At 50.2% G+C, this 24095-nt stretch carries 23 protein-coding genes and 1 riboswitch; of the genes, 14 read left to right on the forward strand and 9 right to left on the reverse strand.

Annotated elements, in window-relative coordinates:
• Nucleotides 1–101: 101 nt before the first annotated feature.
• On the reverse strand, nt 102–374 hold the full coding sequence (rpoZ, locus tag F458_RS0115035; RefSeq protein WP_018984259.1) for a DNA-directed RNA polymerase subunit omega: 273 nt from the start codon (nt 372–374) through the stop codon (nt 102–104).
• Nucleotides 375–487: 113 nt separating this feature from the next.
• Nucleotides 488–1135, reverse strand: coding sequence for a guanylate kinase (gene gmk / locus F458_RS0115040; RefSeq protein ID WP_018984260.1), 648 nt, complete (start codon nt 1133–1135; stop codon nt 488–490).
• A 139-nt stretch (nt 1136–1274) separates the two neighbouring features.
• Between gmk and F458_RS0115045 the strand changes: the two genes are divergently transcribed.
• From F458_RS0115045 to F458_RS0115115, 14 genes are all read left to right on the forward strand, one after another.
• Nucleotides 1275–1946 carry an alpha/beta hydrolase gene (locus F458_RS0115045; protein WP_018984261.1) on the forward strand — a complete coding sequence of 224 codons (672 nt, stop codon included), beginning with the start codon at nt 1275–1277 and terminating at the stop codon, nt 1944–1946.
• Nucleotides 1947–2012: 66 nt separating this feature from the next.
• Nucleotides 2013–2945 carry a hydroxymethylbilane synthase gene (gene hemC / locus F458_RS0115050; protein WP_018984262.1) on the forward strand — a complete coding sequence of 311 codons (933 nt, stop codon included), beginning with the start codon at nt 2013–2015 and terminating at the stop codon, nt 2943–2945.
• 2 nt (nt 2946–2947) lie between these two features.
• The gene (locus tag F458_RS0115055; RefSeq protein WP_018984263.1) at nt 2948–3661 is read left to right on the forward strand and encodes a uroporphyrinogen-III synthase; all 714 of its coding nucleotides are present in this window, start codon (nt 2948–2950) and stop codon (nt 3659–3661) included.
• Nucleotides 3662–3663: 2 nt separating this feature from the next.
• Entirely contained in the window at nt 3664–4938 is a 1275-nt protein-coding gene (locus F458_RS0115060) for a uroporphyrinogen-III C-methyltransferase (RefSeq protein ID WP_018984264.1), read from the forward strand.
• Nucleotides 4935–6107 carry a heme biosynthesis HemY N-terminal domain-containing protein gene (locus F458_RS0115065; protein WP_018984265.1) on the forward strand — a complete coding sequence of 391 codons (1173 nt, stop codon included), beginning with the start codon at nt 4935–4937 and terminating at the stop codon, nt 6105–6107. The genes F458_RS0115060 and F458_RS0115065 overlap by 4 nt, the downstream gene beginning before the upstream one ends.
• A gap of 184 nt (nt 6108–6291) precedes the next feature.
• Nucleotides 6292–6397, forward strand: a riboswitch (TPP riboswitch).
• Nucleotides 6398–6494: 97 nt separating this feature from the next.
• Entirely contained in the window at nt 6495–8363 is a 1869-nt protein-coding gene (thiC, locus tag F458_RS0115075) for a phosphomethylpyrimidine synthase ThiC (protein ID WP_018984267.1), read from the forward strand.
• Complete coding sequence (gene thiE / locus F458_RS19710) at nt 8364–9842, forward strand: thiamine phosphate synthase (protein WP_018984268.1); 1479 nt, start codon at nt 8364–8366, stop codon at nt 9840–9842.
• Nucleotides 9832–10575 (forward strand): HesA/MoeB/ThiF family protein, encoded by a 744-nt coding sequence (locus F458_RS0115085; RefSeq protein WP_018984269.1) that lies wholly within the window; start codon nt 9832–9834, stop codon nt 10573–10575. The genes thiE and F458_RS0115085 overlap by 11 nt, the downstream gene beginning before the upstream one ends.
• Before the next feature lie 5 nt (nt 10576–10580).
• A complete protein-coding gene (thiS, locus tag F458_RS0115090) occupies nt 10581–10781 on the forward strand; it encodes a sulfur carrier protein ThiS (protein WP_018984270.1) in 201 nt (66 codons plus the stop codon).
• A gap of 3 nt (nt 10782–10784) precedes the next feature.
• The gene (locus tag F458_RS0115095; RefSeq protein ID WP_018984271.1) at nt 10785–11552 is read left to right on the forward strand and encodes a thiazole synthase; all 768 of its coding nucleotides are present in this window, start codon (nt 10785–10787) and stop codon (nt 11550–11552) included.
• The gene (thiH, locus tag F458_RS0115100; protein WP_018984272.1) at nt 11549–12664 is read left to right on the forward strand and encodes a 2-iminoacetate synthase ThiH; all 1116 of its coding nucleotides are present in this window, start codon (nt 11549–11551) and stop codon (nt 12662–12664) included. The genes F458_RS0115095 and thiH overlap by 4 nt, the downstream gene beginning before the upstream one ends.
• Before the next feature lie 57 nt (nt 12665–12721).
• Nucleotides 12722–13576 (forward strand): PhzF family phenazine biosynthesis protein, encoded by an 855-nt coding sequence (locus tag F458_RS19715; RefSeq protein ID WP_018984273.1) that lies wholly within the window; start codon nt 12722–12724, stop codon nt 13574–13576.
• Between the two features lie 83 nt (nt 13577–13659).
• A complete protein-coding gene (locus tag F458_RS0115110) occupies nt 13660–14967 on the forward strand; it encodes a cation:proton antiporter (protein WP_018984274.1) in 1308 nt (435 codons plus the stop codon).
• Between the two features lie 150 nt (nt 14968–15117).
• Nucleotides 15118–16344 (forward strand): threonine/serine exporter family protein, encoded by a 1227-nt coding sequence (locus tag F458_RS0115115; RefSeq protein ID WP_026294707.1) that lies wholly within the window; start codon nt 15118–15120, stop codon nt 16342–16344.
• Here the strand turns inward: F458_RS0115115 and F458_RS19720 are convergent, their stop codons facing one another.
• The 7 genes from F458_RS19720 to F458_RS0115150 all read right to left on the reverse strand — a co-directional run bounded on the left by F458_RS19720 (nt 16345) and on the right by F458_RS0115150 (nt 24094).
• On the reverse strand, nt 16345–17238 hold the full coding sequence (locus F458_RS19720; protein WP_018984276.1) for a YcjF family protein: 894 nt from the start codon (nt 17236–17238) through the stop codon (nt 16345–16347). It abuts the gene before it with no gap.
• Nucleotides 17231–18592, reverse strand: a complete 1362-nt coding sequence (locus F458_RS0115125) for a YcjX family protein (protein WP_018984277.1) — start codon at nt 18590–18592, stop codon at nt 17231–17233. Before F458_RS0115125 ends, F458_RS19720 begins: the two co-directional genes overlap by 8 nt.
• A gap of 443 nt (nt 18593–19035) precedes the next feature.
• Nucleotides 19036–19710, reverse strand: coding sequence for a hypothetical protein (locus F458_RS0115130; RefSeq protein WP_018984278.1), 675 nt, complete (start codon nt 19708–19710; stop codon nt 19036–19038).
• A gap of 65 nt (nt 19711–19775) precedes the next feature.
• On the reverse strand, nt 19776–21851 hold the full coding sequence (locus tag F458_RS0115135) for an FUSC family protein (protein WP_018984279.1): 2076 nt from the start codon (nt 21849–21851) through the stop codon (nt 19776–19778).
• A 3-nt stretch (nt 21852–21854) separates the two neighbouring features.
• Nucleotides 21855–22715, reverse strand: a complete 861-nt coding sequence (locus tag F458_RS0115140) for an efflux RND transporter periplasmic adaptor subunit (protein WP_018984280.1) — start codon at nt 22713–22715, stop codon at nt 21855–21857.
• 3 nt (nt 22716–22718) lie between these two features.
• Entirely contained in the window at nt 22719–22922 is a 204-nt protein-coding gene (locus F458_RS0115145) for a DUF1656 domain-containing protein (RefSeq protein WP_018984281.1), read from the reverse strand.
• Between the two features lie 62 nt (nt 22923–22984).
• Complete coding sequence (locus tag F458_RS0115150) at nt 22985–24094, reverse strand: hypothetical protein (protein WP_018984282.1); 1110 nt, start codon at nt 24092–24094, stop codon at nt 22985–22987.
• Nucleotide 24095: the final 1 nt, after the last annotated feature.

Below are 24095 nucleotides of genomic sequence, written 5' to 3' on the forward strand. Positions count from 1 at the left end.
ATCAACAGAATACGAGGAATTACCCGCAATGCCAATGCAAAAACGCCAGAGATCTTACCGATCACTGGCGTTTTTGACTAAAGAACTATGTGATGTATAACTTACTGATCGGAAAGAATGTTCGCAACAGAAGAAAAATCGGCTTGTTCCTGTTGTTCCTGATCACGTATCGCATCTTGTTCCAGTGTTTCAACTGTCACCAGGCCTTCTTCGATTTCACGAAGCGCAGTTACCGTAGGCTTATCATTTGCCACATCTACCATGGCATCTTTACCTTCAGTTGCCAACTGGCGGGCACGACGGGCTGCAACCAGCACCAGGTCGAAGCGGTTACCTACTTTATTTATCGCATCTTCTACGGTTACGCGAGCCATGAAATTCTCCGAAAAAATGAATTGAGCAGTATTGAAAACGGCCGCGCAGTATAGCTTACAACCGTGCTAAGTCCTAGCCTTTTGATCAATATTACATCATTTAATAGCGATGATCAGTTCTTTAGATCGCCCAGCAGATCTTTAAGCAGATCAAGATGCCGCATTTGCTGTTTGTATGTGCGCTGTCGCTGCGCCCGAACAATGGCTTCGAGATCGCTTAACGCAGTCGAGAAATCATCATTAACCAGTACGAAATCAAATTCATCATAGTGAGACATTTCAGACACAGCTTCCTGCATTCGTGATGCAATCACATCATCGCTGTCCTGGCCGCGGCGATTAAGCCGCTCTTTTAACACACTGGTGGAGGGCGGCAAAATAAATATGCCACAGGCATCAGGTAAGAGCTTTTTGACCTGACGGGCCCCCTGCCAGTCAATATCCAGAAATACATCGATGCCACGATGCAGTGTTTGTTCGATAGTTACCCGTGAAGTCCCGTAGTAGTTATCAAACACTTCTGCCCATTCAAAAAATACGCCCTGTTCAATGAGCTTTTCAAATTGATTGCGGCTGACAAAATGATAATGGACACCATCCTGTTCGCCGGGCCGCGGATTGCGCGTGGTATGAGAGACCGACACCTGCATTGGAAAATCGGCGGCGTGCTCGTGTTTTTCCAGTAGTGCTTTGATCAGACTTGACTTACCTGCCCCGGAAGGCGCAGCAAGAATAAACAAATTTCCTAATTGAGATGCCATAACTGTATTATTGAGAATGTGGGATGCTGGTCATTTTAACCTGCAATGGTAGCATAATCACTAAATGCCGTAATGGCTATCCTTTATCCGTCTGCAGACATTTGCAGGCATCGACAGTAATAAGGCGTTAATACTCACTATGTCAGATTCCCTAATTTCCCATGTTGAAGTAAATTCCGGTGATAATCCGCAAGCCTGTGTGATTTGGATGCACGGTCTGGGCGACTCAGGTCACGGCTTTACGCCAATCGTGCCTGAACTAAAACTGCCAAACTCCTTGCCGGTGAAGTTTTTGTTTCCCCATGCACCGGTTCGCCCTGTGACCATCAATAACAATATGGAGATGCCTGCCTGGTATGATATTAAATCACTGGATTTCAACAGTCGGGCAGATTTAACCGGCGTAGAAGAGAGTGCCCAGCAGATCAAACAACTGTTCGACGCGCAGGTGGAAGCTGGGTTTTCTCCGGATAAAATTGTCCTGGCCGGCTTCTCTCAGGGCGGTGTTATTGCCTATCATCTTGGGCTGAGAATGGAACAACCTATAGCAGGCATCCTGGCCCTCTCAACTTATATGTGTGAGCCGGGTCTTATTACAGAACAGGCCAGCGACGCTAATCGTAACGTGCCTGTTTTTGTGGCTCATGGTGAACAGGATCCGGTGGTGCCTATAATGCTCGGAGAAATGGCAGTTAACACGCTTAAAGAAAATGGCTATCAGCCTCAGTGGCGCACCTATAATATGCAGCACAATGTGTGTCTTGAAGAAGTTGAGCACGTCAGTGCATGGTTACAGGAACGTCTGGCGTAACAAACATCACGAGTGTTCGGTGGCTGCGCCGAACCTTTTTAATAACACCGACAGGATGATGTAAACATGACGGCTGAGTCCCGAACTATCCGAATCGCAACCCGTAAAAGTGCACTGGCGCTGTGGCAGGCTGAATACGTTAAAGCAAAATTGCTGGAACACCACCCTCATTTACAGATCGAACTGGTACCCATGAGTACTCAGGGTGATAAAATTCTTGATACACCGCTAGCCAAAGTCGGCGGCAAAGGCTTGTTTATAAAAGAACTTGAAATTGCCATGCTGGAAGGTCGGGCCGATATTGCGGTGCACTCAATGAAAGATGTCCCTGTCGACTTCCCTGACGCGTTTGGTCTTCATGCTATCTGCGAACGTGAAAATCCCTTTGATGCTTTTGTATCTAACCATTTTGCTCAGCTGGATGATTTACCCCACGGTGCCGTGGTAGGAACCTCAAGTTTGCGCCGACAATGCCAGATCCGCAAATACCGCCCTGATTTACATATCCGTGATTTAAGAGGAAATGTAAATACGCGCCTGGCAAAGCTCGATAGCGGTGACTACGATGCCATTATTCTGGCAGCCGCGGGATTAATCAGACTGGGGATGAAAGAGCGAATCACTCAGCAACTGCCTGCTGACATCTCACTGCCGGCGGTAGGTCAGGGAGCAGTAGGCATTGAGTGTCGCAATGACGATGCCCAGTTAATAAAGCTATTGGAAGCCCTCAACCATCCCCACACGCAACTGCGGGTAAGAGCCGAACGCGCGATAAATACCCGGCTTGAAGGCGGCTGTCAGGTTCCAATAGGCAGCTATGCAACGCTGGATGGAAAATCACTAACCATTACCGGCATGGTTGGCAGACCTGACGGTTCCGAGTTGCTGTTTGCCTCCGCCACCGGCGAAGCTCACCGTGGTGATGAACTGGGTACCGAGGTTGCTGAGGCGCTTCTGGCGCAGGGGGCTGGTGAAATTCTCAAAGCCCTTTACGAATAGCCATGTATCTGTTGACCCGGCCTGTCCCCGGGATCGAGAAAAGTCAGCAATACTGGCACCGCCATGATGTGCGCGTGACGTGTCTTGGCCTGGTCGATATTGTTTATGAAGTTAATGAGATCGGCCGGCTGGAAACGGCTATGCGCAGCCATCCGCCGACAATTATGATTGTTACTAGTCAGTATGCCGTAAAGGCAATGGCACCGTTGGCGGCGGATTTGCCGGCAACCTCCACGGTACTGGCAGTAGGGGCAGCCACGGCCACCGCTCTGGCGCGCATAAATGTGCCTGCCCAAAGCCCGGCAGTCCCGACCTCAGAGGGATTACTGGAAATGCCGGCGTTAAAGGATGCAAAAAATCAGCAAATCGCTATTATAAAGGGAGAAGGTGGTCGAACCACTTTACAACAGACACTCACCGACAACGGTGCGCTGGTTGATAGTTTTGCGGTTTATAGACGTGTGCAGATGAAAGCACCACCACAAACAAACCAATGGCAATGGGATGACGTAAAAGGCATTATTGCCACAAGCGAAGCGATGGTCAGACAACTGTTTGACCTGTACGACAGCGCAGTACTGACGGCTTTGCCCTGGCTTACCGTGAGCCCGCGAGTCGCAGATGTGATAAGCACGTACAAAATAATCAACATCGGTGTCGCCAATGGGGCGAGTGACGAGCAATTGTGCCGGTGGATAAAGGAAAATTGGGAGTAAGAATGGCGGACAACGATAAAAAAGAAAATGGGTCAGACTCAGCGTCTTCGACAAATTCTCAGCGTAAAAAAGACAATGCAGCAGACAAGAAACAGACATCGACATCATCTTCGTCTTCAGCGCCCGCATCCCCGGCCAGTGAACCCAAAGGAAAAACCACCGCGGCAGCCAGCTCACCATCCCGCACCGACAAATCCGCAAGTAAGCAGCGCACAGCAAAACCGGCAACAAAGCCAGCGTCCACCGGCGGGTTATGGTTTGTACTGATACTGACGTTATTACTGACGCTGGCTCTGGCCGGTGCCGGTTACTGGTATTACATGCAGCGCGACAGTAACAATCAGGCGCTGACCGACGCTCAAACGCAGCAGTCCGAGCGCATAGAGGCTATGAATCAGCAAAATCGCGAACTGCAGCAACAACTCGCTGAGCTGGGTCAGGCCAGACAATCGCTGAATCAGGCGATCAGCGAGCTGCAAGATAAAACACAAACATTACAGCAGCAGAACCAACAGGCTTTAGCGCAACTGGACAATATGGAAGGCAAGCGACCTTCTGACTGGTTACTGGCCGAGGCAGATTATCTGGTGCGCATGGCTGGACGTAAGGTCTGGCTGGAAAAAGACATAAAAACCGCCATCATGCTGCTATCAAACGCGGATGAACGTTTATCTGAACTTGCAGACCCGTCTGTCTTGCCGGTGAGAGAGCGTATTGCTAAAGATATCCAGATGCTCCGCCAGTTGAATCCTGTCTCGCGGACCTCTGTGGCACTGGCCATATCAGGCATGCTGTCACAGGTAGAAACGCTGCCACTGGATACCTTTGAGCAGCCTGCCGACGGCTCGAATGAAGAAGATCTGAGCGAATCCGTTGACGACTGGCAGGCAAACCTTAAACGCGTCTGGCGTAATATTGTGGATGATTTTATTTCTGTTACCCGCACCGAAACGGCTGTAGAGCCGGTGATGAGTAGACAGGAACAGTGGCTGAACCGCGAACAACTTAAGCTGCAAATGATGCAGGCGCAGTCGGCCGCGATTGGCGGTAATAAAACGCTGTACGATCAATCACTGCAAAACGCTATGGATATCCTGGTTAAAAAGTACGATATGGACGCGGCACCAGTCCAACAATATCTGGAAGCGTTACAAAATCTGGTAGAGACCGACATCAGTCAGAACTTACCGGAATCGCTGGACAGCGCTGAACCGTTGCGCCGCTTACTGGATAAGCGCGTGGATGATGCATTTGGCCAGGGGGCGCGTGCGCTATGAAAAAACTGATAGTCTCAATTTTGCTGATTGTGGTAGTGCTGGCTGCATTGCTGGTAGCGCCTCAGGTTGTTGGTGAAAAGGGATATGTGCTGATTTCCATGGGCTCACTGGTTATAGAAATGACCGTGGTTAGTCTTGTCATCAGTGTATTAATCGGCCTTTTGGTATTATGGGTCATTGTCCGTTTCCTGAGAGCGATTAAACATCTTCTTTCAGGGTCATGGCAGTGGTTCGGCAGTTTAAGTCGCAACAAGCGCCGTAAAAAGTTTTATCGGGCAATCCAGGCATATGCTGAAGGCGAGCTTGAGGAATCAAAAAAAGCGTTTCAGGCCACCTCTGATGGCGATTTTGACGGTGTAAATTTTCTCATTGCTGCGCAGGTGGCCCATGAAATGGGAGAATGGGATCGGTGTCAGACACTGCTTAGCCACGCGGCCGATTACGACCACTCGCGTACCGCGGCAATATTAATGCATGCTCGTCTGTTACTAGTCAGACAGGAACCCTCGCAGGCTTTGAAGGTTCTTGAAACAGCTGACGAAAATGCCGCTGAACATCCGCAAATTATTAAGATGAAAGCAGAATCGATGGCATCTCTGGGCCACTGGCAACAACTTCAGAATCATCTTCCCCAATGGCGTAAGACACTTAAAAATGATGCAGTTCCCCTTGCTCAGCGGGCAGCCAAAGGAAAATTTGCAGAAATTGCGAGTAAGCAAGGTGCCAATGCGCTCAAACAGTACTGGGAAGAACTGCCTCGCAAAAAGCGTCACGATACCGCGTTTCGAGCAGCTTATGTTCAGCAACTGATTGAACAGGGAATGCATCATGATGCCCAGGAGTGTCTGGTAGAATGGCAACGCAAAGGCCCTGACGAGATACTTCTGCCTTTATTCCGTCAATTGAAAATGCCCAACCCGGCGGCTAGCATCAGTCTGCTGGAAGCCTGGATAAAAAGCGACGAAAAAAATGCCGAGCTTTATTCAATCCTGGGGCAGGTAGCGTTTAATGCTGGTGACTACCAACTGGCAGAACGGGCGTTACTGAAAGCGGTGAAGCTGCGCGAAAGCCCTGCAGATTTAATGTTGCTGGCCGAGATAAGTGAACGTCAGAATGACAACAGCAGGGCGCTGGCTTTTTACAAACAAGGCATGGCGGCCAACGTTTAAAAACAGTCGGCGCAGCTTTTTTTACAGACAAAAACCACCGCCAACCGGTGGTTTTTTTATTCCGCCTCAAACAACTGTCTGATAACAGATGGACGATAATCTGACGGCCCAGTGCGCTGGTCCGTTGTGGAAATCACAAAAATTCCGGTTGATGTCAGCGGCCAAACGTCTTTATACTGAAAACTCATTCTTGTCGGAGTGCTTGTGTAAAAACAAGCTGAGACCGCGAAGCGGGATCCGTTGAACCTGATCAGGCTAATACCTGCGAAGGGAACAGGACGAGTTGCGTAATGTTTTTGTATCCATTTATCCACGGCATAGATCCGTTACCAACGTCTTTCAACCTCCAGACAAGCATTTTTCACTGTCAAGCAAGGCAAAAATGCTATGTCAAATCGTCGTCAACAGCGTGAAGAAGCGCAATCTTTCATTCATCAGTTAAAAGGCCAGGCATACCCCAACTCTTTGCGGGTGTATGAAACGGGTACGCGTCAGGACCTGCGCGTGCCTATGCGCGAAATTCAGCTTACTGATACTCACATTGATGAAAACACCACCCAACCCAATGACCCTATTCCGGTATACGACACCTCGGGCCCCTATGGCGACCCAAACTGCCCCATTGATGTAAACGAAGGCCTGCCTGCATTGCGCGCCGGCTGGATTAGTGAGCGCAATGATACCCGCAAACTTACCAGTGTGAGCTCTGTATATGCTCAGGCCAGAGCCCTTGACATTGCGCTGGACGAGCTGCGCTTTACCCGTCGTCGCGCGCCGCTGCAGGCAGCAGATGGCAAAAATGTGACCCAGTTACATTATGCCCGACAAGGCATTGTTACCCCCGAGATGGAGTTCATCGCTATCAGGGAAAATATGGGTCGTGCCCGGGTAAGAGACGAAACACTCAAACAGCAACACGCCGGCGAGCATTTTGGTGCAAATCTGCCAGAGGATATTACACCGGAATTTGTTCGCCAGGAGGTGGCCGAAGGCAGAGCCATCATTCCGGCAAACATAAATCATCCGGAAGCTGAGCCGATGATTATCGGACGTAACTTTCTGGTCAAAGTAAATGCCAATATAGGTAATTCAGCAGTCACCTCGTCCATCGAGGAAGAAGTTGAAAAGCTGGTCTGGGCCACCCGCTGGGGCGCCGATACCATCATGGATTTATCCACCGGGCGCAATATTCACGAAACCCGCGAATGGTTACTGCGCAACAGCCCGGTGCCAGTTGGCACGGTACCCATTTATCAGGCACTGGAAAAAGTAGGTGGTGTCGCAGAGCAACTGGACTGGGAAATTTTTCGCGACACACTAATCGAACAAGCTGAACAGGGTGTCGATTATTTTACCATCCACGCCGGTGTGCGATTAGCATTTGTGCCACTAACGGCCGAACGGGTCACAGGCATCGTCTCCAGGGGCGGTGCCATTATGGCCAAATGGTGCCTGAGCCACCATGAAGAAAGCTTTCTGTACGACCATTTTGCCGAAATTTGCCAAATCTGCGCCCGCTATGATGTATCCCTGTCATTAGGCGACGGATTACGCCCCGGCTCTGTAGCTGATGCCAACGACGAAGCTCAGTTTGCAGAACTGCGCACACTGGGTGAGCTTACCCGTATTGCCTGGCAGCACGATGTGCAGGTGATGATTGAAGGGCCCGGCCATGTGCCTATGCATCTGATAAAAGAAAATATGGAAGAGCAGCTCAAACATTGTCATGAAGCCCCTTTCTATACTTTGGGCCCGCTGACCACCGACATTGCGCCTGGTTATGACCATTTTACCTCGGGTATCGGTGCTGCGATGATTGGCTGGTATGGCTGTGCCATGCTGTGCTATGTCACCCCCAAAGAACACCTGGGACTACCTAATAAAGACGACGTAAAGCAAGGCCTTATCACCTATAAAATTGCGGCCCATGCAGCTGACCTGGCAAAAGGACATCCCGGCGCACAAATTCGTGACAACGCCATGTCAAAAGCGCGCTTTGAATTTCGCTGGGAAGACCAGTTCAACCTTGCGCTGGATCCGCACACTGCCCGGGCCTATCACGATGAAACACTGCCTCAGGCATCTAATAAAGTGGCGCACTTTTGTTCTATGTGCGGGCCGAAATTTTGCTCGATGAAAATATCACAGGAGGTGCGGGACACCGCAGCAGCGCAAAAAGGCATGGCGCAGATGGCCGATAAATTCAACCAACAGGGCGCTAAACTCTATGTTGATGCCAGTGAGGTAGCAAAATAAATGTCTGCTGTCATACCCACCATCTGGAGTATTGGCGGACTGGACACCAGCGGCGGCGCGGGGATCACCCGCGATGCCACTGTCGCAGGTGGACTTGACTGTCAGTGTGCCTTGGCGGCAACTATCATCAGTGCCCAAACCCATGATACTGCTTATGACTGTATCTGTCTGAGTGACACTTTTCACCGGCAGCTTGATGCCATCAGTAACCTACCAGCAGCGGCGATAAAAATCGGCGCTATCAACGACGCATGTCTCGATACGCTGATACCACAATTAAAGCAGATTCGTAACACCGCCCGCACAGATGGCGAACCAGTACCCGTTATCTGGGATCCGGTGTTCAATAGTACCGCAGGCGGCCAGCTAAGTGCATTGAGTGTTAATTCACTTCATGCCCTGTTACCACTAATTGATGTCATCACACCGAATTTGCCGGAATTAACCATGCTAACCGGCCATCGCGAGATCAATGATGCTGTGCACTGGTTGCAACAGCGCGGTGTGCAGTACGTTGTGGTAAAGGGCGGACATAGCGAGCACGCTACCGCCACAGATCAGCTCTACACCCAGAGCAACTGTGTGTCCTTTTCCGGAGCCCGGCACGCTTTGTCCGTGCGCGGTACCGGCTGCATGTTTGCCACCGCTCTGGCCTGTTTTATGGCGCATAATTATATTATTGAAGACGCCTTGTGTTTGGCAAAAGCCTGCATAACCATGGCATTTCGCACGCATCGTCCGGTCACCCCAGCAATGAGTGTCGCTGGTCCGCTGCAATGGCCCGTGTTATCCGAAGACTTTCCCATAGTAGGCTGGGACAATGGGCCTCTGGCTCCGGTAACGTTCAGAACGCTGACCAACATCAGCCCTGGACTGTATCCGGTGGTCAGTGACTGTGACTGGCTGGAACTTGTGTTAAAAAGCGGTGTAGGTATCGCTCAGTTAAGAATTAAATCAGCTGTCTCAGACGATCTTGAAACACAAATTGCCCGGGCAGTGGCACTTGGCAATCAGTATCAGGCGCAAGTGTTTATTAACGATCACTGGCAGCTGGCTATCAAACATCAGGCATTTGGGGTGCATTTAGGTCAGGAAGATTTGGCCACCGCTGATTTGCCAGCCATATCAACAGCCGGTCTGCGCCTGGGTATCTCAACCCATGGCTATGCTGAGCTTTGCAGAGCGTTGCCCCTGAAACCCTCCTACATCGCCCTTGGACATATTTTTCCTACTCAGACCAAAGTTATGCCCTCGGTACCACAGGGACTTGCACGATTAGCCCGTTATCGCGAGATATGCGGCGATATTCCCTGCGTTGCCATTGGTGGTATCGGCCGTGAACAGGTAGAACAAGTCTGGCAAACCGGGGTAAACAGTGTAGCGATGGTCAGCGCTATTACCCAGTCAGCGGCCCCTGAACAGACCATTGTGGAAATACAGCACCTGCTGACTAACAGGACGCCTTCTGATGACGGATAAAGCCTGGTACTCACGTTATTCCCGGCAGCTTTTGATCGATGGCTTTGATGAACAGCATCAGCATTTACTGGGCGACGCAAATGTGACGATTATCGGGCTCGGCGGTCTGGGCTGTAGCGCCGCTATGCACCTTGCAGCAAGCGGTGTCGGTGCGCTGAATTTAATCGATGCGGACACGGTAAGCTTAAGTAATCTGCCCCGTCAGTGCTTATTTAGTGAAGATGATATCGGTAAGGCAAAAACAGCCGTTGCCCGAGCGCACTTACGTCAACACAATTCGCACTGCCATATTCTGGCTTTTGAAAAATATATTGAAGATAGTCATTTAGTGCCGGTAATAAAACAGACAGATTTGTTGCTGGACTGCACTGATAACGCCCAGGCACGATTGTTCATAGCCAGCCAGGCGCGTCGTTATAACAAAGCGGTGATAAGCGCGGCAGCTAACAGTGAGCGCGCGCATATTATTCCCTTTCACTGGCACGCCGGCCAGAGTTGCTATGGCTGTCTGCACGCCCTGGACGCTACCCCTGATGAGTCCTGCCTGCGGCACGGCATTCTGGGGCCAGTGGTTAATCTGGCCGGAACCTATCAGGCGCTGCTGGCACTTCACTATCTAACCCACCGCCATCCTCTGCCCTGGGGGACGCTGATGCAATTTTGCGGAATTAGCCTTACCTGGAAGCACGTTTATTTGCCTCAGGCCCCCAATTGTTCAGTTTGTCAGGATTAATACTTATGAAGATTTTTATTAACGAAAAATGCTATACGGTCGGCCCGTTTACGCATTTAAATGAGATCCCTGAGATATTGAGGCTGCCACATGCCGAGGTGGCACTGGCAATTAATCAGACAATTATTCATCGTAAATATTGGGCGGCAACGCCGCTGCATGAAGCTGATCGCATTGATGCATTTACTGTTGCAGCAGGAGGTTAGCCAGTGCTTACTATCGATAACACTAAATTTAACTCAAGACTATTCACCGGCACGGGAAAGTTTTCCAGCCCCCGGATTATGCGTGATGCGACTACTATGAGCCAAAGCCAGTTAGTGACGCTGGCAGTAAAACGCATCGAAGATGGCAGCGTACAGGATCCCACGCTGGCGGTGCTGAAACAACTTGAGGTTAAATTATTGCCTAACACCTCCGGGGCCCGGGATGCAAAAGAAGCCGTATATGCCGCGGAGCTTGGACGGGCCTTGCTGGACACCCACTGGGTAAAACTGGAGATACACCCGGACCAGCGTTACCTGCTGCCTGATCCGGTGGAAACACTGCAAGCAGCTGAACAACTGGTCGCGAAGGGGTTTACCGTACTGCCTTATTGCAGCGCTGATCCGGTACTATGTAAACGCCTGGAGGAAGTCGGTTGCGCTGCGGTTATGCCGTTGGGGGCCCCCATCGGTTCAAACCAGGGTCTGCTCACTGCGCCATTTTTACGAATAATTATTGAACAGGCGATGGTGCCGGTTATCATTGATGCAGGCATAGGTAAGCCCAGCGACGCCATGGCAGCAATGGAAATGGGCGCAGATGCGGTACTGGTTAATAGCGCGATTGCCAGCGCCGGTAAGCCGGATGCAATGGCCCGGGCCTTTTGTGAGGCAGTGGCCACCGGGCGCTGCGCCTATGAAGCCGGCCTGGGCGTGACAAGTACCCAGGCTATCCCCTCCAGCCCGTTGACGACATTTCTGGAAGCACTATGACACCTGTCGCAGATGCACTAAAACACGTTAACTGGGAAGATATTCGCCTGTCGATTCCAGCCACCACACCCCAGGCTGTACAACGGGCACTAGCCACATCTACGCCGGGCATGAGTGATTTTATGGCACTGATTTCACCAGCGGCTGAAGCCTTTCTAGAGCCCATGGCACAAAAAGCACACCAACTCACCCGACGTTATTTTGGTAACGCCATGTCGATGTTTGTGCCGCTTTATCTGTCGAACCTGTGTGCTAACGAGTGTTCTTACTGTGGTTTTACCATGAGTAACCGGATAAAACGCAAAACCCTGGATGCCGAGGAAATTGAGCAGGAAGCACTGGCAATAAAACAAATGGGTTTTCGTCATATTCTTATTGTGACCGGCGAGCACGAAACAAAAGTCGGAATGACCTATTTTAAGAAAGCCCTTGCCATACTCAGGCGTCACTTTGACTACATCATGATGGAGGTTCAGCCGTTAAGCTGCGCCGAATACCTTTCACTTCGAAAGGCTGGTGTCAGCGGTGTGTTGGTATATCAGGAAACTTATCACCGCCGCTGTTATGCGCAGTATCATTTGCGCGGCACAAAAAAAGACTTTGACTGGCGGCTGGAAACCGCTGACAGACTTGGTCAGGCTGGTATTCAGAAAATAGGTGTGGGCGCCCTTCTGGGCCTGGCTGACTGGCGTACCGACAGCACTTTTGCTGCGCTGCATGCCGCGCTTATTCAAAAACATTACTGGCGCTCACGTTGTTCTATCGCTTTTCCCCGGTTGCGCCCCTGTGAAGGCAGTGCCCCCCCCTCATCAGTGATCACTGATAAGCAACTGGTCCAGCTGATATGTGCTCATCGCATTTTGCATCCTCAGGCAGAGCTCTCTTTGTCCACCCGCGAATCATCATTTTTTCGCGACAATGTCGCTACTCTGGGAATAACCAGTATGTCAGCCGCCTCACAAACGCAACCAGGCGGCTATAGTAACACCGAAACTCAGCTTAGCCAGTTTGACACTGAAGACACGCGCAGCCCGGCACAGGTTGCCAGTGCTTTGCAATCCCGGGGAATTGAACCGGTGTGGCAAGACTGGCTCGCCGGATTTGGTGGTTGATTTGAACAGCTAGGTGAACAATCATAGATCTTATTAAAAGATGATTCAGGACCCGTTATGAATTGGCACGTCGATACTTATTACGCGTTCACGCGCCATGGAGCAGGCGGCAACCCTGCTGGTGTTTGCCTGAGCCAGAGGTTTCCTGAAGATACCCAAATGCTGGATATTGCAGCACAAATGGGGTTTTCAGAAACTGCATTTGCAATTAGACACGGCACGGGCTTCAGAGTCAGATATTTTTCCCCCGCCGCAGAAGTCGATTTTTGCGGCCACGCCACCTTAGCGCTGGGCAAAGCACTGGCGGTTAAATTTGGTGACGGTAGTTTTACATTGCAACTGAATCACAGTCACATAACGGTCAGTTGTAGTGGTTCGACGGCTTATCTTCATAGTCCGCCAGCCTCTGCCAGACCGATATCTCAACCTATGCTTGAAAAGTATCTGGCTATCTGTGGAATTTCGCCGGATGCATTAAGTAAGTCTTTACCTGGCGGCCTGGCTTATGCAGGTAATTTGCACCTAATGCTGCCCCTGCCCGCTATCGAGGATGTCGATACCATTGCTTATGACTTTGAAAAAGCCAAACGCGCCATGCAGCAGGATCAGCTGACCACCCTGGTACCTATGCATGTGGCACAGTCCAGCGTGCACATGCGCAACCTTTTCGCGGCCGGCAATGTTTACGAAGACCCGGCGACGGGGGCCGCGGCGGCAGCGGTCGCCGGCTATCTTCGGGATCACCAGTGCCTTACCTATTCAACCGATGGTACCGCGACACTGTCTTTTACCCAGGGCGACGCTATGGGGCAGCCCTGCACCCTGGCTGCCTCACTAACAGATAAGCCGGACACATCAGTGACCGTTAGCGGTGATGTAATCGGCCCAATAGATGACACTGTTATAATCTAAAATTCATGTAATGTGGTAGCTATCTGTAGACTTTTAAAAATCGGGGGCTAACTCTGACGTCCCCAGAACTGTAGCGATCAAGAATGATTGAAGCCAGAATTTATCTGTACATCCTGTTTGGTGTGGCAATAATCGGTGCTGTGGCTTTACAGAACCGTTTACGCAGCAGCCTTATCCCGTTCCCGCTTATTTATGTGCTACTTGGCTGGGGTATCTTCAGCCTGCCTATCGGCCTGCCGCCTATCGATTTTCTTTATAACGAGTCCCACTCGCTGGCCGGAGAATATTTGACCGAATTTCTGGTCATTGCCTCCTTAAGCGCCGCAGGTACAGCCATCGATCGTCCATTTTCTGTGCGTTGCTGGAATCAGGTTTGGCCGCTGCTACTGGTTACCATGCCATTAAGTATTATCCTGGTGACCTTGTTTGGTTGGTATATTATGGGCCTGACCGTCGCCTCGGCGATATTGCTAGGTGCTGTACTCAGCCCCACTGATCCAGTCCTGGCCGGGTCGGTCCAGGTGGGGCCGCCCGGTGAAACCAATCGCAATGATATCCGGTTTAGTCTGACCGTAGAGGCCGGGGCTAATGATGGCCTGGCATTTCCCTTTGTTCATCTGGCACTGGCCGCAGTAGGTATGGCTTCCTTAGGTGATTGGACTATGCAGTGGGCACTGGAAGATGTGCTATGGCGCGTGGGCGCGGGTCTGGCTGCTGGTTTGTTATTCGGAAAAATCGGCGCCTGGTACTTATTTTCGTATCTGGCCAAACGACAGGATGAAACCAGTGCGCAGAACCACCCGCTGTCATACAGCAGCGAAGGTGTGGTGACATTAGGTGCATTATTGTGTTCCTACGGTCTGGCTGAGGCTATTCATGGCTATGGCTTTCTGGCAGTTTTTGTCGGTGCGGTTACCACTAAACAGGCTGAGCCTGATCATGGTTATCACAACAAAGCGCATTCCTTTATGGAACAAATTGAGCGGGTATTGTTGGTTATCATTTTGCTCATACTGGGCGCGTTTGTAGCGCGTGGTGCACTGGATGCACTCACCTGGCAAGGAGCGCTGCTGGGTGTTCTTATTGTATTTGTCTTCCGTCCGCTGGCCGGTATGATAGGTCAGGCCCGATGCGATTTTCCGACCTTTGGCAAACTTACCATAGCATTTATGGGCGTTCGCGGAATCGGATCTGTGTATTACCTGTTGTATGGCCAAAACCATGGCGAATTTGGCGATATTGCATCGATCTGGTCTGCCGTCATGTTCACCGTTTTACTGTCTATCGTGGTCCATGGTGTAGCTGCGCCTCTGTTGATGGCAAAGGCAGAACGAAAAGCGGCGCACACTTTTCGGGAAAAGACATTTGTTGAAGGTGTCAAAGGTGACTGATGAGGTTTACACTGGTCATCAGTATGCCTCATTCAGATTAGATTTTTTAATATGAAAAAAGCAAATATATAGATTGAGTTATCAGTAGTTCGACTCTACAATCCGCCGGAATTTCAACCAGTCATTCATTGGCAATAAGTGAAGTAACGCGTGGACACCTTAGAGTTTATACAGATACGAAAATTTATCGTAAAGCTGGGTAAGATGTTACATAAATATGGTACGCCAGCGTTCCGTCTTGAAGCGTACCTGACCGAAGTAGCGACCTATCTGGGTGTCCGCTCTGCGTTCATTTCCACACCTACCTCACTCACCTTCGTGCTATGGAGTGATCGCCACGAAGATGAGTACAATTCAGCTGCCCGCCTGCAGCCCGGTGAGTTAGACCTTAATGCTCTTTCCCGTACCGATGAGCTTGCCATTGAATTGTTAGCTGGCCGACTGACCCTTGCTGAAGCTGACCGAAAGCTGGATGAGATTGATGCCATGCCCAGCCCTTATGGCAAGCTCGTAACCTTTTGTGCCTTTGGGCTGGCAACCAGTGCTTTTGCTATGCTGATGGGCGCGAGTTTATCAGAGATTGCCTGGTCCGGGCTGCTGGGTTTGCTCACTTATATCTGGTGTCTTTGGGCCACGCGCTCAAAGCGGGTCAACCTGATGTTGGAACCGGTCACCGCTTTTGTTTCTGGTCTTGTGGTCAGCGCTATCAGTAGCTATCTGGACCCGGGTATCAATATTCCGCTTATTGTGCTGTCTTCAGTAATCATTCTGGTGCCCGGACTCGCCCTAACTATGGGGCTGGCCGAACTGGCTTCACGGAATATTGTGTCAGGTACCGCACGGGTAATGGATGCCCTGATGCAGCTTTTTAAACTGTATTTCGGTGCCTTTTTGGGTGTCGCCAGTGGGTTCGCGCTGTTTGGTGAGAACATCTATCAGCCCGCTCAGTCACTGCCCTACTGGGCCACGTGGCTTTCTGTGTTATTACTCAGTATCGCCCTGATAGCAATATTTCGCACGCGCCCCAAACATATTTTGTGGGGGATAGTGTCTTCGTTTGTGGCCTACGGTGCCACTGTCGGCAGTTCTCAGTTTATGGATCAGAGTGTAGCCACCTTTATCGGTGCTTTCGCCCTGGGCGTGTTTTCCAATCTTTTTACCCGCATCGTCAAGCAGCCTGCAACGATTGTCAGTATGCACGGACTGATTGTGCTTGTGCCCGGCTCAAAGACTTATATCGGGCTGAACTCTTTTATTTCTGGTCAGAATTTTGTGCAGGCAGACCACATCGGTCAGGATGTGTTTTTAATTTTTATGTCACTAGTGGCCGGCTTAATTTTTGCCAATGTCGTCATGCCCACAAAAAAAGCGTTGTAATTAACTTAACAGTTTTATCAGCGCTTTACCCAGGCGGACATTCAGGGCACCGGCAGCCACAGCCTCTGCAGAATTTTCCACAAAGCGGGCGGTGAGGGAGCCGCTTATCTGGTTGGCAATCTCATCACTGGCTAAATCGAATATACTCTGCGCGGCCAGGTTTTGTGCCAGAATCGTCAACAGACGCCAGTTTCCGGTGGTGGCAGGCCGCAATCCGTAAACCTGAGCTACGCGACGCACCATGCGCAGACTTATCCATAAGATAGTCAGTGTCTGAATCAGGTGATTGGGGCTGACAAAGGCCAGACTCCCGCTGATCATCGACTCGCGCCTTACAATCTCCCGGGCGCGGATAGCGACTGGTTCATCGACCATGCGCTGATACAGTCTGACAGTTTCCTGAGCACTCATATCATCCTGCACACTGTGCTGATACTGGCGAAAGCGATGTGCCGCGAAACTATCGGCAGAGAACGTTGCAGCGTGCTGGTTTAATTCTTTTATTGCGCTGTGACGATCGCCCTGAGCTAGCGCTGACAAATCCGGCGTGCGGTGCAAATATTTATTCACCGCCCGATAACCTCTGATTTCCCGGACTACCAGCCACACCAGACTGCCGCAAAAGGCTGCCAGCAAGACACTAAGCACTACCGCCAATACGGGCGACTCCACATAAGCGCCTTGCAAGTACCAGATTGCATCGACGATGCTAAAAGCAAACAGTGCCAGCAAGCCTAGCAATAAGGTTATTGTAAATAGCGACAACCGGCCGCCGCTGGTTGCAGGCTGCCATTCCTCGGTGCCGAATTTTTCGGGCATGGCGTGAGTCGGTGGTGCCTCATCAACTTCTCGCTGCTGCACTTTAGCGCGATAAGGGGATACAGGTTCACTCATGGTGGTCTCCTAGTAAAAACTGTAATAAGCGATCCAGCCCTCTGCCGTTTAAAATACGCGGCAGATAGTCATCCGGTACCTGCGCAGGCAACACGGGAAAATGCTCCTGCGCCGACATCGCTGAGATAGCTTCTGGCAGCGGCTCAAACTCGGCTTCAATATATTGCCGGCTTGTGCCACGATAACGAAGACTGGTGGAAGTACTGCCGGGATCCGTAGCCTGCAGTGCACTGACCAGAAAATGCTCATAATGTACCGGTTTATCCTGGATTCGGGCCACAGCACCTTCGGTCACCTGCTTCAGCAAACGGAGTAAATCATCATGATAAGCCGCAGGCAGCAGGTCTGACTTGGCCGCAACAAAAGCCACTTTACTTATCCCTTGCTGACGCAAAATCGTGCGGCTAAACCAACCCGACTCGCCGTACGAAAATACTTCTGCAAGATAACTCAGCGTTTCTTTGAGCTGATAAAGATGCTGCTTGCTGTGATTGAGCCCTTCGAAAAGATCGATCAGAATAATTTGCTTGTCGGCCTGACGAAACGTTTTGTTTTTCAGGGGTGTCAGCCAGTGTTTCTGGAAATACCGGTAGTGCTTATCAAATACCTTTGTCCACGGATGAGTAATATCGCTGCTGACGCTGGAAGGAAGGGGGGTAAACCCATGAGCACGCCAGTCGAAGCCGGTATCACCAAGTAAAAAACTACCGGGTTGTAATAAGGTGATGCCATTTTTTTTGGCATTGAGTAAATAGTCTCGATACTGCCCAACCAGAGCAGCCACAGCATCAGGCTCCGGCGGCTGATCAAAGTCAAACTCTGCTACCGCATCATGCCACGGCTGCGCATAATCCCGCTGGGGCCGATTCATTTGCTGAGCCCAGGCGGAGTCTGACCACTGGGCAAAAGATTTGGTCAGCATGGGCAGATCTGTCAGCCACTCGCCCGGATAATCGATAAACTCAAACACCACATCCGTGTAAGGAAGCAGATGCTTTTTAACCCCATGGGTCTGGCGCAGCCTTACGACGACTTTAAATCCGTACACGTCCTCAGTAGGGCTCGGCCAGCGCTGCTCTGCCAATGCCTGCATATGATTTTCAAGCGGGAACATTTCAAAGCCATCCACCGGCTCCACCCACATGTGTTCGACGAGCTCCGCGGGCAAGTATTCCAGTAAAGGCAGGCACTGATATCCCCCCTCGCTTCGGTATTTGAGCATGGTCATTAGACTGGTAAACAGCGTAGATTTACCACTTCGGCTCAAACCGGTGATAGTAAAACGGTGATGCTCTTTTAAAAACCAGTCAGCCCAGTGGTTGTTGTTCGCCGGTTTGAACCATTGTGTAATCACTATTATGCCTTTTCTCTTCGCTCTGTCTTAATGTGCCTGCGCTGTGTTCAGTTTCAATACCTGTTTATACTTTGTTACATCATATTCTGCTTCGATCAATGCGCAGCAACTTGAAAATATTGCGTGACGAGCTAAAGAATCTGATGCTCATTATCATGTATGTCTGTTACGCCGACACAGTGTAACACTTGTCCTACGCAAAAATTGCGACCGACAGACCACAAGAGAACTCAACCCCGGGCGCGTTTAGCCCATCGCCAGCATTTATAGGCCAGTGATGACCAGGGACAGTTGGAACATCGAGTAAAGCACACTAGATATAGAATGTATAAAAGATCGGGGTGGTTATTCGTAAGAGGGTTAAACATCTTCTAAAAGTGGCGCTGAAGTTGTTAAAACCGCCAGAGCGCTGACGGCAAAATGAAGGCCTTCTTTTGAGAGGTTCAGGTGGGCTTGTATGTGTCCTGGGTAACAGGCTGACGTCGTTGTTCGAACAATAAATGAAAGCTATAGCCCAGCGCCAGACTCATGATAAACATTTCGCCACCATCTTCGATAATTGAGAAAAGCTGGTATCCCCAGGGCACCATACTGTGCACCATATCTACGACGATACCAAAAAAGGCTATACCCGCTAAAATAATCAAAAATCGATGGGAAATCTCTCGGAATGTTTTATCTGCTTTTAAGTAACCCACCATCAAAAAACTCAGTAAAACAATGCCAGCAATGGCGGTGACAAGAAGCTCACCAAAATCCTGGGCCCTGAGCCGAAATGCAGGCTGGATATCAAACATAGTGACCAGGTATCCGCCTACTGATTCATGAATTTGCAAAGAATCATCCAGCAGCATGTAGCTGAAAATCATTGCCCATGCCACCAGAACCAGCGCTTTAAAGCGAATGAAGAGTATTCCCAGCAAGCAAACAATCCAGAATATTTTCAGATATTGAAACACTTCAGCATAACCACGGTCGCGGGTCAGCGAAAAATGGGGATGACTGACGATATCCAGTTTAAATGCCAGATGCACAAGCACAAAGCCAACATCAGATAACATCATCAGGGCGATAATAGTGGTAATGGGGTATGAAAATGTCCAGCGTAGCGATGGCATGCAAGTCCTGTTGCTAAAAAATGACAACCTGTAATAAAAGTATAACCTTATTGTCATGTTTTAGATCAGTTATTGCGGATCTCCGTGTTCTTCTGTTGCACCATCATCGCTGTGCGCTGAAAGGTAAGGTCGAGCCGCTTAAAAATCCCTTCAATCAGGGTCAGGTGTGCGGTGCCTTGTGAATCCTGTCTGACCTGCGCCAGCACAGCATCACACATCGGTTTAAATCGTTCTGTAGAGCGCCCTTTGGCGGCATCAATGAACGTGTCGGCCAATACATATTGCCAGTGCTTGAGAATGACCGATAAGTCTTTATCGGTCACTGTCTGAACCAGTGTTCTGACCCGAATAGAAGTATGACCAAGATTCAGTCCGGTCAGCCCCAAATCTGTGATAACCCGGGCATCACTAGCGATATCCTTATCGTAGCTGGCCAGCCGTAACAAGCGATCGCCCATTCTTGCATTGAACCAGTGCGCCGGGGAAGGTTGTTCAATAAGCCGCTGCAAATCGCGCCGCGTTGCGGCCAGTAAGCGCCCTTGTACTGTCTCAACCCCAGGCCCGGTGACCAGCCTGAAGACCCAGTATAAGATACTGACGCCGATGATAATGGCAATGGCTGCGCTTAATGTATAATCCACCGACAATGGGCGGGACATGTCATTAGCCGGCTGCACCAATAAGGTAAACGGAATGCAGAACCCAAGCCCGTAGGGTCGCGTTTCGCGCTGCGAGATTGCCATCAGACCAAGAAAATACGGTCCACTCAATATAAGTATGAGCAAGGCATAATCGCCGCTACTCTGGGCCAGTAAGTTCAGCGCGAAAAAAATAGCTACAGGTATAGCCACCGTGACGCCCACGAGCATTTTTTTCAAAGCAGCTTTCACTTCTATAGGAGGCAGACGGGCAAACATGATGGAAAAGATAACCGGGAGAATCATCACCATGATGGCAGCAGGCGACCCGGTATACAGCCATAAAGTGGCACCGCTGCCAAATACCAGAAATGTTCTGAAGCCGGTTGCCAGAGCAATAAGCGGGTCACGATATGGCCGGTGTTCAGGCGCTTTTAACACAGACTCGTGACCTTTCATCAGCGTATTATAGGCGCGCAGAATCAACACCAGCTCAGAGAGCATTTCGTGAGCGGTTTTAAGCAGGCGCGCTTCCAGCGGTGTAACCCGCTCTGATTGTTTGGAGATTTTCAGCAGACTGCGTCGCTGCGCTTGCGCAATTTCGTAGCAGGTTTGGTAATCCCGGGTACTGGCAATTTTTTTCAAATCCTCACGCAGCACATCCAGTAAACCGCTAAGCGTACCAGACATAATATCCGAATGGTTGCGCTGCAAACGGCCAAAAATCTGTATCACCGCCACCACAGACAACGTTTTGTTGCTGATAACACTGGCCGCTCTGGCGCGCCCCGGGCCTTGTGGCCCCTCATAGGCCACAGCACTGGAGTCATCATTTAAAGTGGCCAGTGATTCTAAAATTTCATCGATACACTGATGTCGGTCTTCGTGGGAGCCTTCCCGATCAAGTTCCAGATTGACATAATGTAGCGTTTGATTAATCACTGTTTTTGCCTGCGCCTGCAACGAGGTTTTTATGCGTTTGGGAAAAACCAGCATACTTACTGTCATGGCGCACAGTGCGCCTACAATGATTTCGGTAATCCGCGCCTGTGAAATACCAAAGATAGTCTGATTGGTAGCCAGCTCCGGAGCTGCCATTGTCAGCAACACGATAATACAGGGCGTCACGCAGGCCATGGCAAAAAAATAGATAAAGTTAACCCGCCGGACCAGGGCCGATAATGTGGAATTTAGCGCCAGCCACGCTGCGAGTGTGCCCATTGCCGGCATAGGTGCGGCGTGCAGGTAGTTAAGTACAAACAAACCAAAAATGCCGCCTATCAAAGTGCCGGTAATCTGACTAACCGTTTTTTCTACTACCAGCCCGCCTTCCGGCCTTACCTGCAAAAATACTGCGGAAACCACCGCCCAATAGGGTTTTTCAAGATTAAAGTACAAAGAGATGTAGAGTGCCATAGCCATGGCCAGCACCCCTTTGAACGCAAAGATAATGTTGTCCCGGGAAGGCGTCAGATAGGTTGCCGCGAGCAGTGGCAGTTGCATGTGTTACTGCTCGTTCAAATGTATAGACGCGGTGGTTCCGGCCACCAGGCGAACATTTTCAGGCACCGGGTCAAGCTCGATATCCACCGGCACCCTCTGAGCCAGTCTCACCCAGTTGAAAGTTTGCTGCACGTGCGGCAACAGCTGTTCATTGCGGTTAATATTGGTGTCGGCAATCGCTTCGCCGATACTGACTACTTTTCCGGTAAGCGGCTGATTGCTGCTCATCAGCTTAATAGTCGCGCGCTGTCCCTCATGTATCAGTGAAAGCTTGGTTTCTTCAAAGTAACCGGTGACATAGAAAGAGCCTCGCCGGACCAGTGATAACACCGGTTTTCCCTGGCTGACATAATTTCCTTCTCGTAAATCAAGATTAACAATGGTGCCTGCCTGCGGGGCTTTAACGCGGGTTCGTTGTAAATTCAGCTGCAGCGTGTTTAGCTTTGCCATGGCCAGATTATATTCCGCTCTGGCCTGCTCAGCGCTGATGCGGGTTACCTCTAATTCTTCCTGACTGATGGTGTTGTTTCGTGCCAGCTTTGTGCGCCGCTGATACTCATGCTGGGCCAGTTGCCAGGCAAGCTCTCTGGCTTTAACAGCAGCCTGTTGTTCTTCTATCGCGGCCTGATACCGGGCATTATCGATGGTGAACAGTAATTCGCCCTTTTCGACTTTTTGATTATCCTGTACGGCCAGTTGGGTAACCCAGCCGGATACGTCTGGCGAAATTGTGGTGATATGCGCCTGAACCCTGCCATCACGGGTCCAGGGCGCATGTAGATAGCGCTCCCAGACCCACCGCCCTGCCAGTACGGCAAGGGCAACTATAATGAGGGTAACAATAATCCGAACTACAGTGCCCATGAATCAGTAACCTCCTGCGATAAGTACAACAATCGCTAAATAACAAACAAACAGTGACACCTCACACCAGGCGGGTCGCCATAATTTCTGGTATGTACCGGTTTTAAATAACGCAAAACGGGTTACTACCGAAAACACAAAAGCTATCGGGATAAATACAATCAGCGGGCTGAATAGCATTCCGCCTACTGCCACTTCTTCTAGCATAGATAACTCCCGCTAACTGGTAATCAATCCAACCCAAACAGACAGCAAAAAATACTAACTGATCAACTTATTAAATCATGCATATAGGTAATGTCAGGTAATTTATGCTCCGGCTGATAGAACAGTCGGTTCAACCGTCCTAAAAAATTAACCCCTCTGGCAGAATCATGGGCTTTTTTGCGGGTTTCGCTGGTATTTTGCATAAACTCCCAGGGCTGTAAATTCAGCTCACTGATCGCCTGTTCAGTCGCACCATGACTGAGGACCGTGGACAAGATACGTTCTGTTTTGCTTTCGTTGATGGTTAATTTTTCTTCAGCAAACTGGTGTTCCAGAGGTTCGCCCACAGCTTCTAACGTATAATTGATAGCGTGCCAGATTTCGTCGTGCGACAGATAAGCATCCGGCGGCGCATAATAGCCGTTTATCTCCCACTCCAGTTCAGCATTACTTACCGCGATTGAACTTTCCAACTGCTCACACAGTGACAGATCAGGCTTTGCGCCAATGTTGTAGGCATCCACCGATAATGCAACACAAATCACCACATCACCCAACGTTGCGGGATCATAATAAAGGGCTTCAAACGCCGCCCGTTTAACACCCATCCAACCATGCACACAAGACGGCTGTTGCACAAAATGCCGAACTTCATGGGGTAAATCTTCCCCGTAGCGTTCAATAAAAAGAGGCAGCGGATTCTGACTGGGATCGTCGTTTGGCATCCAGACTTCGTATTCCTGGCGGTCATCCCCTTTGCCGCGGCTTTTGATGCCAAATGAAAGGTTTACCGGTCGACAGATACTGCGATCCTCATCCACCCGGTGAAAATACTCAGAGCGGAGTCTTTTAATAAAAGGGGCTTTTGTGCCGGCCAGTGCAGCCGTGGGATAGCGATAGCCTACCTCGCTGTTAATTACATCAGTAAGCGCTGGTAATTCACGGCTGAGCGTCTGTCGGACATTTTTAAGAGATGTCAGCGATGGCAGAATAATACTGCGTTCAGGCTCAATGGTCAGGCGCTGCCCGGTTGGGCTGTAAAATTTAGGGGTTTTGTGAAACTCATAACCTGACAACCCAAGATTGCTTACTGTCTGGTCACGGTACCCAGCCAGTTCGGCAAATAAGACACTGTGGTCACGGATGTGTTTTAGAAGCGGGCGATCCGCCATA

This window comes from Salinimonas chungwhensis DSM 16280, assembly GCF_000378185.1.
In the GTDB taxonomy this organism is placed as follows: Bacteria; Pseudomonadota; Gammaproteobacteria; order Enterobacterales; family Alteromonadaceae; genus Alteromonas; species Alteromonas chungwhensis.